At 65.7% G+C, this 10,371-nt stretch carries 6 protein-coding genes and 1 tRNA gene; 5 read left to right on the top strand and 2 right to left on the bottom strand.

Annotation, left to right across the window (positions count from 1 at the left end):
- Positions 1-568: 568 nt before the first annotated feature.
- Together ABDW21_RS14740 and ABDW21_RS14735 are read right to left on the bottom strand one after the other, a co-directional pair.
- Positions 569-2,218 (bottom strand): peptide chain release factor 3, encoded by a 1,650-nt coding sequence (locus ABDW21_RS14740; protein WP_343710632.1) that lies wholly within the window; start codon positions 2,216-2,218, stop codon positions 569-571.
- A 126-nt stretch (positions 2,219-2,344) separates the two neighbouring features.
- Complete coding sequence (locus ABDW21_RS14735) at positions 2,345-2,752, bottom strand: MerR family transcriptional regulator (protein ID WP_343710633.1); 408 nt, start codon at positions 2,750-2,752, stop codon at positions 2,345-2,347.
- 293 nt (positions 2,753-3,045) lie between these two features.
- Between ABDW21_RS14735 and ABDW21_RS14730 the strand changes: the two genes are divergently transcribed.
- From ABDW21_RS14730 to ABDW21_RS14710, 5 genes are all read left to right on the top strand, one after another.
- Entirely contained in the window at positions 3,046-5,184 is a 2,139-nt protein-coding gene (locus ABDW21_RS14730; protein WP_343710631.1) for a UvrD-helicase domain-containing protein, read from the top strand.
- Positions 5,185-5,826: 642 nt separating this feature from the next.
- Positions 5,827-7,080 carry a PPE family protein gene (locus ABDW21_RS14725; protein WP_343710630.1) on the top strand — a complete coding sequence of 418 codons (1,254 nt, stop codon included), beginning with the start codon at positions 5,827-5,829 and terminating at the stop codon, positions 7,078-7,080.
- Between the two features lie 40 nt (positions 7,081-7,120).
- On the top strand, positions 7,121-8,311 hold the full coding sequence (locus tag ABDW21_RS14720) for a PPE family protein (RefSeq protein WP_343602435.1): 1,191 nt from the start codon (positions 7,121-7,123) through the stop codon (positions 8,309-8,311).
- A 40-nt stretch (positions 8,312-8,351) separates the two neighbouring features.
- Positions 8,352-9,728, top strand: a complete 1,377-nt coding sequence (locus ABDW21_RS14715) for a PPE family protein (protein ID WP_343602436.1) — start codon at positions 8,352-8,354, stop codon at positions 9,726-9,728.
- A gap of 270 nt (positions 9,729-9,998) precedes the next feature.
- Positions 9,999-10,071, top strand: a tRNA-Arg gene (locus ABDW21_RS14710).
- Positions 10,072-10,371 lie beyond the last annotated feature (300 nt).

Below are 10,371 nucleotides of genomic sequence, written 5' to 3'. Positions count from 1 at the left end.
CCGGTGTGAGCACCTGAAAATCTGTCGAGTGTGCGATTTCGTACGCGACGCGCCGGCGCTGGCGTACGAAACCGCACACTCGACGACTAGCCCTGCTCGACGCGATTGCCGGACAAGGCTTTTGGGCAATTGTCGCGCAGAGGCGGGCACGACGCACATCGCCTCTTCCACCGGCCAGTGGTACTGATGTGGCCAGACGGCAATACTGGGATCGGGAGGTCTTCGGGTGCACGACGCCGCGACAATGCCCTCGGTGGCGGTCGGGACCTCGGTGGCGGTCGGGACCTCGGTGGCGGTCGGGACCTCGGTGGCGGTCGGGACCTCGGTGGCGGTCGGCTCGATACGACACCAACGTCGTTTGAGGTGTGTTGCGCGGCAACGTAGTGCCGACGCGTCGCTTCGCGTCCAGGTGCTCCTGGCGATCGGCCACCCAGCAGGCTCACTGGTGCGTTCACGCCCTTCGGTAGCTCAGCGGGCTGCAGCTACCACAAACCGCGAATCGTGAGCCAAGTCAGGTACCAGGGTCACGGCTTCACAGCCCGGCATGCGGCCTCGAAACCGGCTGCAATTACAGCGATCTGGCGGGCCGCACTTGGCCGGCGGCGATCAGCGGGTCGAGCACGAGGTCTGGATGGTGGCGCTGAATCATTTCCATTCGCCATTTGTCGCTGAACAGCGCCAGCATCGCACCGTCGGTGCGGGTGAGCACCTCGACACCCGACAGGGAGTCGAGAATCCCAACGTCTTGGGGCCGGGTTCGCCGCACGACGGTGTAGTTGAGGTGTTCGAGCGCGATCGGGGTCCGCAGTTCACCGGCCATGCGGTGGCTGGTCACCTCGAATTGCATGGGCCCGACCGCAGCCAGCACAGGGGCTTGATCGCCGCGCAGATCCGAGCGCAGAACCTGGATGACCCCCTCTTGCTCGAGTTGGCTGATACCGCGCCGAAATGCCTTGTGCCTACTGGAGTCAGCAGCTCTGGCCACAGCGAAATGCTCGGGTGTGAACTGTGGTATCGCCGGAAATTCGACATGGTCGCCGCGGTAAAGGGTGTCGCCGACGCGTAACGCGGTGGCGTTGACCAGGCCGATCACGTCGCCCGGCCAGGCGGTGTCGAGGATGGTGCGTTGTTGGCCGAATACCGACTGCGCGTACTTGGTGGTGAAAGGCCGTCGGGTGGCGGCGTGGGTGACGATGTCGCCGCGGCGAAACACGCCCGAACAGACCCGCGCGTAGGCGAGGCGGTCGCGATGCGCGCTGTCCATGCCGGCCTGCACCTTGAACACGAACGCGCTGAACTCGTCGTCGACCGGACGCTCGTCCCCGGCGATGTCGATCTTGGCCGCCGGTGACGGGGCATGCTGCACCAGGGCGTCGAGCAGCTGGTTGACTCCGAAGTTGAGCACTGCCGAGGTGAACAGCACCGGGGTGCTGCGACAGGCCAGGAACGTGTCGGGATCGAAGTCGGCGCCATCGGCGGTAAGCAACTCGCATTCTTCGACCGCCCGCACCCAGTCCGATCCGGCCAACTGTGCGGCCCCGGCCGAATCGAGGTGCTCCTCGGGCGCGATGGTCGCCCCACCGGCGGTGCGGGTGAACCGGATGAAGTGTCCGCTGCGGCGGTCGAGCACGCCATGGAAGTCCCCGGCGATGCCGACCGGCCAGGTCAACGGTGTCGGTCGCAGCCCGATGCGGCTTTCGATCTCGTCCAGCAGCTCCAGCGCATCGCGCCCGGGCCGGTCCCACTTGTTGATGACGGTGATGATCGGTATTTGCCGCTGGCGGCACACCTGGAACAGCTTGAGCGTCTGTGGTTCCAGGCCTTTGGCGGCATCGATGAGCATGACCGCACAGTCGACGGCGGTCAGCACCCGGTAGGTGTCTTCGGAGAAGTCGGCGTGGCCGGGGGTGTCGAGGAGATTGATCACGCAGTCGGTCTCGTCGGCCGTGCGGTAGGCGAACTGCAGTGCGGTGGAGGTGATGGATATGCCGCGCGCCTTTTCCATGTCCATCCAGTCCGAGACGGTCGAGCGCCGCCCGGCCTTGCCGTGGATTGCCCCCGCCTCGGTGATCACCCGCGCATGCAGTGCCAGCGCCTCGGTCAACGTCGACTTACCGGCGTCGGGGTGGCTGATGACCGCAAAGGTCCGCCGACGCCGTGACTCCGCCGCCACATGCGACGCCGAAACCTGCTCCGGCGCAGCTAGTTCAGAACTCATCGATGCTGCTATCGCCAGCCATCGACCGGGTTGCTTCCCCGTGTAGAACGCACATACGCGACCGCACCACCACCGCGACCACATCGCGGCCGCGAGGCTTGCCCAGCCGACGATCAGCAGCCGGGGTCAAGTGCGGCTCCGCCGCTCTTTTGTTTCGGCTTTTGTTTCGGCCCGCTCAGCCAGCAGACGCGCAAGCTCCTCGGCGTAGGCGAGCTGCCGCCGTAACCGGTTCGCGCTGTCGTCGGTCTTCGTGCGGTACTCACGCAGGCGCCGGACCGATGCCTTGCGGTCGGCCGCCGACGCTTTCCTGCTGTCCAATACGTCTAGCGCGGCAAGGAGCTCTTTCATCTCCGCCAGGGTGAACCCCAGTGGCTTCATCCTGCGGATCACCAACAGCCGGTCCACATCGGCCTCGGTGTACAGCCGAAATCCGCCCGAGCTGCGCGCCGACGGGGCCACCAGCCCAACGTCGTCATAGTGACGCACGGTGCGGATCGACAGCTCGGTTCGCTCCGCGACCTGTCCGATCTGCATATGGACGTCGCACGTGGTACCCACCGTGACTCAACCTTCCGCCCATCAGTCCGTTGTTCTCGACCAGCTGGTCACGCGTGAACTCTCACCGATCGGCCAGCGGGCCGGCCCGGCCCGAACTCTACTATAACGTAGGGGTAGGTTAAGGGTTTCGTGCGAAGTCGCCAACCGTTCGATGCTCTACAGAGTGGACGCGCAAACGCGTCAGGGCTCAGCCACTGGATTCGCGTTGGTGGTCGTCTTCAGCAGCGCTGTCGCGGGTTGGCTGGCGAATTCGCCTGTCGAAACACACTGTGGGCGAACCAGAACCGGAGAAGGAGTTGGCGAAAATACCGACACACGACCAAGAACAAGAGCGCGAATACCTCGACAAGACGCTGCAGCTGCTGACGGCGGAACTCGAACGCGTCACCGACTCCATCGACGAGTCCGCCAGAACCATCCAGGAGCAGAAGGAGCACCTCTGGACGGCCCGGCGTGATATGGATTTCGCCGAGAAAGCCACCTTCCGCGAAGACATCAACATCTCAGTCCGCCTGGGTGAGCGCGCCGTCATGACCCGAGAACGCGTCAACCGGCTTCTCAAGTCGCCTTACTTCGGGCGGGTCGACTTCCACCCGAGAGGCACCACGGAGCCCTGCACGTACTACCTCGGTGTGCACAATTTCTTCGACCCGGAGACCCGGGAGATCCGGATCCACGACTGGCGGGCTCCGGTGTCCAGTCTGTTCTATGACTTCGAATCGGGACCAGCGTCCTTCGAGGCCCCCGAGGGCGCCAAACACGGCGACATCACCGGCAAGCGCCAATACAAGATCCGCGACGGGCATCTGGAGTACATGTTCGAAAGCGCACTGAACATCGGCGACGACGTCTTGCAGCGGGAGCTGGGTCAATCCGCCGACGACAAAATGCGCAACATCGTCGCCACCATCCAGCGTGAACAGAACGCCGTGATTCGCAACGAGACCGCGCAGGTGCTGATTCTGCAGGGGGTGGCAGGTTCCGGGAAGACGTCGATCGCTTTGCACCGGGTCGCATTTCTGCTCTACCGCTTCAAGGACACCCTGTCGTCGGACAACGTCATGATCCTTTCCCCCAACCGGGTTTTCAGCGACTACATTGCCGACGTGCTTCCGGAGTTGGGCGAGGAGCAGATCGCCGAAAGCGACTTCAACAGGATCGCCGCGACGTTCCTCACGAAGGTCACCGATTATGAGTCGTTCAGCGAGCAGGTGGTCAACCTGCTCGACGGCGTCGACGAAGCGGCGACCGAGCGCATGCGTTACAAGGCGACGCCGGAGTTCGTCACCTATCTCGATGAGTGGATCGCCTCCCGCGCCGAAGAATTCGCGCCCGATGAGATCAAGCAGGGGCCTCATCGGATCTCCGCTGAATGGGTTGCCGAGACCTTCACCGAGTGGCAAAGCCTTTCGATCTTCGCGCGACTCGACCGGGTGGCGAACACCGCCGCCCAACTTCTCAAAAGCCAGGCCGTGGACCGGGGAGGCAAGTGGACGACCCGCGACACTGCCGGCGTCCGCAGGCAGGTCCGCGCGATGTTCCCGCACAAGGACGCCTTCGCCATCTACAAGGCTTTCTACCGAGACCCGTTCCGCCGCAACCTATTCAAGCCACTCGGCCGAAAGAAGATCGAATACGCCGATGTGTTCCCGCTGATCTACACCATGATCCGAACGGGCCGTCAGGACAACTACGGCCACATTCGCCACCTGCTGGTCGACGAGATGCAAGACTACACGCCCATCCAATACGCTGTGCTGCGCCAATTGTTTTCCTGCAAGATGACGATACTGGGAGACTCCAACCAGTCAGTCAACCCATTCAGCTCCTCGTCACCGTCGATGATCCAGCGCATCTTCCCCGAGGCCGACAGTCTGGAGTTGTGCAAGAGCTACCGCTCCACGACCGAAATCACCGATTTCGCCCAGAACATTTCCAGGAACTCCAAACTCATCCCCATCGAGCGCCACGGACTGCCGCCCCAGGTGATCGCCTGCGCGGACCAGCAGGACCAGCAGACCCAAATTCTGACGCTGATCGAGCGGCACACGCGCGGCGATCACCGCTCGCTGGGCATCATCTGCAAGACCGTTGTTCAGGCAACAACGCTCCACGCCAACTTGACAGAGGCCGGTGTCGAGCTGACCTTCCTCGACTACGACAGCATCGCATTCGCCGGAGGCATCGTCATCACCTCAGCGCACATCGCCAAGGGACTGGAGTTCGACGCGGTGATCGTCCCGGACGTGGACGACGTGAACTACGCCAACCAGATGGACAGGCGCATGCTCTACATCGCCTGTACCAGAGCCATGCACGAGCTGCACCTGACGCACCATGGGCTTGTCTCGCGCTTCTTGGAGTTCACAACGGAGGCGTCGAGATCCGCGATCGCGATGCCTGCTTGAATGGTCGACACAACGCCGACCTTCGCTCGGCGATGACCGGTGTCACGTGGTGGAACCGAGGTGACGTACCACACATCCGGTCCGGACGGGAGCGCTTGGCGTCGGGGGGATAAATCCCGACGACACTGGGGATTCCGCCAGGGCAGAGTTCAAACCTACCCTCACTAGAGGGTAGAGTACGTGCAGAGTCCGGTACACACGTCCGGGGGACGTCGGCCCAAGACCGTATCACCACCGGAATACCCAGTGACAGAGGAGAACTGCATGGTTTCGTGCTGCATCGCGCCCAGGCGTCACAACGGGCTTGGCGCCCGCCAATTTCGCAGGCGAAGCAGCCTCGACCGTGACGAAACGCGCAGTGAGAGCGAAATCACAACTGCACCTGATGGATTAGTGAAGAGCCGCCGCCGCACAGGGTCACGTTTGCGATGGTGCGCCACGTACGGCGATCCGCAGTCGCCCGCCACCACAGACGCCACCCGGGGGAATAGCGGTCCCTGACATCACCCGCCGGTAATCAGGGCCGGCCCGTCAACGAAGTGCGCGGTCGCGACGTCGTTCGCTGCCGTCGGCTGCGGTGTCACTGCGGCCGCGAGTGCGATCGCGGCCGAAACCAACTAGACCATCGGGACCGGAGAGAAGATGGATTTCGGGCTGTTGCCGCCGGAGGTTAACTCCGGTCGCATGTACGCCGGCGTCGGGTCGGGGCCGATGCTTGCTGCCGCAGCAGCCTGGGACGGTCTGGCCGAGCAGTTGTACTCTGCGGCGGCGTACCACGGATTGGTGATCTCTGATGTGGCCGCCGAGTGGCGGGGCCCGTCGTCGGCGAACATGGCGGTCGCGGCCGCACCGTATACGGCGTGGTTGAGCACCACCGCCGCCCAGGCTGAGCAAACGGCTAGCCAGGCCAGGGCAGCAGCGGCGGCCTATGAGACTGCCTTCGTGGCGACGGTGCCCCCGCCGGTTGTCGCGGCCAACCGTGCTCTGCTGACGTCGCTGATCGCCACCAACTTTATGGGGCAGAACACCCCTGCCATCGCGGCCACCGAGGCGCACTACGCCGAGATGTGGGCTCAGGATGCGGCCGCCATGTTCGGCTACGCCGGAGCCGCGGCGATGGCCTCCAAGCTGACGCTTTTCAGTCCGCCGCCCCGGACCATCGACCCGGCCGGGCAGTCGGGCCAGGCCGGCGCTTTCGCCCAAGCCGCCACCACGGCGGCTGGCGTGCACGCGCAGGCGTTGCCCCATGCGGTGTCCGCGACGCCGCATGCGCTGCAAAGTCTCGCCGCACCTGCTACGTCGGGGTCGACTGACTCGTCGTCGGTGCTCTCGTCACTTGACAACTTCCTCATCGGGCCGTTGTCGCCGGTCTCGTTGTCCAAGCTTCCCATTGTGTCTGAACTCCTAGGCGCACAGGGCTATTTACTGCCCCGAGTTGCGGCAAGCCTGGTGGGCGCGGCAGAGCACGCATCGACATTCCCGGCCGCGACGGGCGGGGCGTTGTTAGAGGGCGAGCTTGGTTCGGGAACGCGTCTGTTGGGCTCAGCCGGCTTGCCTGGGATATCGGCCGGTGTGGGGCGCGCCGGCATGGTCGGGGGACTGTCGGTGCCGCACGGCTGGGCGTCGGCTGCCCCGGCGATCAAGACAGCAGCCGCGACAGCGCCGCAAAGCAGCCCGGCGAACGCCACCGCCCCGGCGGCGCTCACCGCAACCAGCCAGGAAAGTCCGTTCGCCAAGGCGGCCCTGCCGAGTCTGGCCACACGGGCCATGACCGGCACCGGCGGTGCCGCCGCCCGGTCCGCGGGCATGCGGGGCGCCGCTGCTGAACAGCCCGCCACCGCAACCACAGCCGCGAACGTCTCCAACATCTTCGTAATACCCGAGGTCGCCGAATGACCAGCGCCGACACGGCCGCGACCAGTCGAGGAGTCTCGTGATCGATTACGCAACCTTGCCGCCGGAGATCAACTCCGCGCGCATGTACACCGGCGCAGGATCGGCGCCCATGCTGGCTGCCGCGGCGGCCTGGGACCGACTCGCCGCCGAACTGCGCTCCGCCGCCGCCTCCTATTCCACGGTGACCTCCGGGCTGACCACCGCGTGGCGTGGCCCGTCATCGGCCACCATGGCCGCCGCGGCCGCACCCTACGCAGCGTGGCTGCACACCACCGCCGACCACGCCGAACAGACCGCCAACCAAGCCAGAACAGCAGCCACCGCCTACGAAACCGCATTCGCCGCAACAGTGCCCCCACCAGTGATCGCAGCAAACCGCGCTACGCTCGCGTCGCTGTCGTCGACCAACGTCTTCGGTCAAAACACCGTGGCGATCGCCACCACCGAAGCCCACTACGCCAGCATGTGGGCCCAAGATGCGGCCGCCATGCACGGCTACGCCGCCGCCTCGGCGACGGCCTCCCACGTGACGCCGTTCAGCCCACCGCCGCACAACACCAACCCGGCCGGCGCCGCAGCGCAAACCACCGCGCTCACCCAGGCCGCCGCCACGTCAACCGCAGCAAACACCCAAACCACGCTCTCACAGCTGCTGTCCGCCGTGCCGCAGGCATTGCACAGCCTCGCCGCGCCCGTGACGTCGTCTGCGACGAACCCGCCGTCGGCACTCGCGACAATCGACAGCCTGGCCGGGGGGCCGTTCGCGCCGGGGTCGTTGTTCATCGTTCCCACGACCCCACAGTTCGTCGGCGTGGACTCCGTCGGGCTCGTGCTGGAGGGAAGCGGATTCGCGGCGACGGAGACGGATCTGATGCGCATACCCGCCTCGGCCGGGATAACGGCGGGTGTGGGGCGCGCCGGCATGGTCGGGGGACTGTCGGTGCCGCATGGCTGGGCGTCGGCTGCCCCGGCGATCAAGACAGCAGCCGCGACAGTGCCGCAAAGCAGCCCGGCGAACGCCACCGCCCCGGCGGCGCTCGCCGCAACCAGCCAGGAAAGCCCCTTCGCCAGGGCGGCCCTGCCGAGTCTGGCCGCATGGGCCATGACCGGCACCGGCGGTGCCGCCGCCCGGTCCGCGGGCATGCGGGGCGCCGCTGCTGAACAGCCCGCCACCGCAACCACAGCCGCGAACGTCTCCAACATCTTCGTAATACCCGAGGTCGCCGAATGACCAGCGCCGACACGGCCGCGACCAGTCGAGGAGTCTCGTGATCGATTACGCAACCTTGCCGCCGGAGATCAACTCCGCGCGCATGTACACCGGCGCAGGATCGGCGCCCATGCTGGCTGCCGCGGCGGCCTGGGACCGACTCGCCGCCGAACTGCGCTCCGCCGCCGCCTCCTATTCCACGGTGACCTCCGGGCTGACCACCGCGTGGCGTGGCCCGTCATCGGCCACCATGGCCGCCGCGGCCGCACCCTACGCAGCGTGGCTGCACACCACCGCCGACCACGCCGAACAGACCGCCAACCAAGCCAGAACAGCAGCCACCGCCTACGAAACCGCATTCGCCGCAACAGTGCCCCCACCAGTGATCGCAGCAAACCGCGCTACGCTCGCGTCGCTGTCGTCGACCAACGTCTTCGGTCAAAACACCGTGGCGATCGCCACCACCGAAGCCCACTACGCCAGCATGTGGGCCCAAGATGCGGCCGCCATGCACGGCTACGCCGCCGCCTCGGCGACGGCCTCCCACGTGACGCCGTTCAGCCCACCGCCGCACAACACCAACCCGGCCGGCGCCGCAGCGCAAACCACCGCGCTCACCCAGGCCGCCGCCACGTCAACCGCAGCAAACACCCAAACCACGCTCTCACAGCTGCTGTCCGCCGTGCCGCAGGCATTGCACAGCCTCGCCGCGCCCGCGGCGAATCCGTCGCCCCTTACCGCAGTGACGGGTACCCTCAGCAGCCTGAATTCCTCCCCGTTGGCGACGGTCGCCGCGAATGTCGAGCTGATATCGCAGGCGATCCTGCCGGCTAACTCCGCGCTGATCAACACCATCTTCGGCCTCGCGATCGGGGGTAAGGCCCTCGGGACGGCAGCAGCCGGTAGCGGGGTGCCATTGGCTCTGGCGGCGGGGCTCGAATCAGGCGTGCCGTCGCTGGGATCAGCGGTGGCGGCGAGCGTTGGCCAAGCCGGATCTGTTGGCCGGCTGGCGGTTCCGCCGGGCTGGGCTGCGGCCACCCCGGCCATCCGGACGGTTGCCGCGGTGTTGTCAGGCGCCGCGGAGGGCGTCGTTCCGACGGCCGCGGTGACTCAGGGAAGCCTGGTCAGTGCGATGGCTGCGGGGGGTATCGCCGGAGGCGCGTTGGGTGCCGCGCTTCCCCGGGTGGTAGCCGTCGCCGAAGGCCGGGACGCCGCGGTCAAAGACCGCAAAGACCTCAAAAACAGCGACTCGCCGCAGCAGCTGCAACGTCTGGTGGCTGAGATGGCCGAAAAGCCAGACAGCGTGCAGCACTGGCACACCGACCCCGAGAACCTCGACGGCCTGCTGGCCGAACTGCGCCAAAAACCGGGCACTCACGCGGTGCACGTGAAAAGCGTTGCGCAGAAGGTGACACCACCGAAAGCGCAGCCGGTCTGACTCCGTCTCTACAGTCGAAAGGCCGAAGACTTTTCCGAGCTCGAGGACCTGATCCGCGTCGTCGCGGTCTGACACGCCGACCACGCCCGCCCAAGCGTCGCCTGGCATTCCTCGTGCCCGCTAGACTCACACCCGCCGCACCCCGACAACCAGATCTACCGCCGGGAACGGCACCGGGACGCCCAGAACACCGTCGAAAACCAGCCGGGACGCCGAAAGCCCAGGTTCTAGGCAGATATTCGAAGACGTCCCCGGCCCTCGTAGCTCAGGGCCCTCGTAGCTCAGGGGATAGAGCACGGCTCTCCTAAAGCCGGTGTCGGAGGTTCGAGTCCTCCCGGGGGCACTCACTGTTGATGCAGTTCAGTGCTGGTTTTCTGGTGTCCTCCGACTGGTCTTTGCATCTTCTGGTTGGTGCCTTGGTCGGTGATTGTTTGGCATCAGATGACGCACCGTGACTCGCGATAGTCAGTCGCGCCGCGGCGTTGAGTCGGCAAGCGATGCCGGCCAGGTCTGTCGGAAACAGACCCGCGTAGTGGTTCAGCGTCATCGCCGCTGACTCGTGGAACGCCTAGCTCGGCTAGATCCGGCATAGCCGGAATTTTGAGTCAAGTTTGACGTGTTGTGTCAGGTGGTTTGCTTCATG

The sequence above is a fragment of the Mycobacterium sp. genome (assembly GCF_039583805.1).
Taxonomy (GTDB): Bacteria; Actinomycetota; Actinomycetes; order Mycobacteriales; family Mycobacteriaceae; genus Mycobacterium.
Note: the sequence above shows the minus strand (reverse complement) of the source record. Positions and strands in the feature narration are given on the sequence as shown.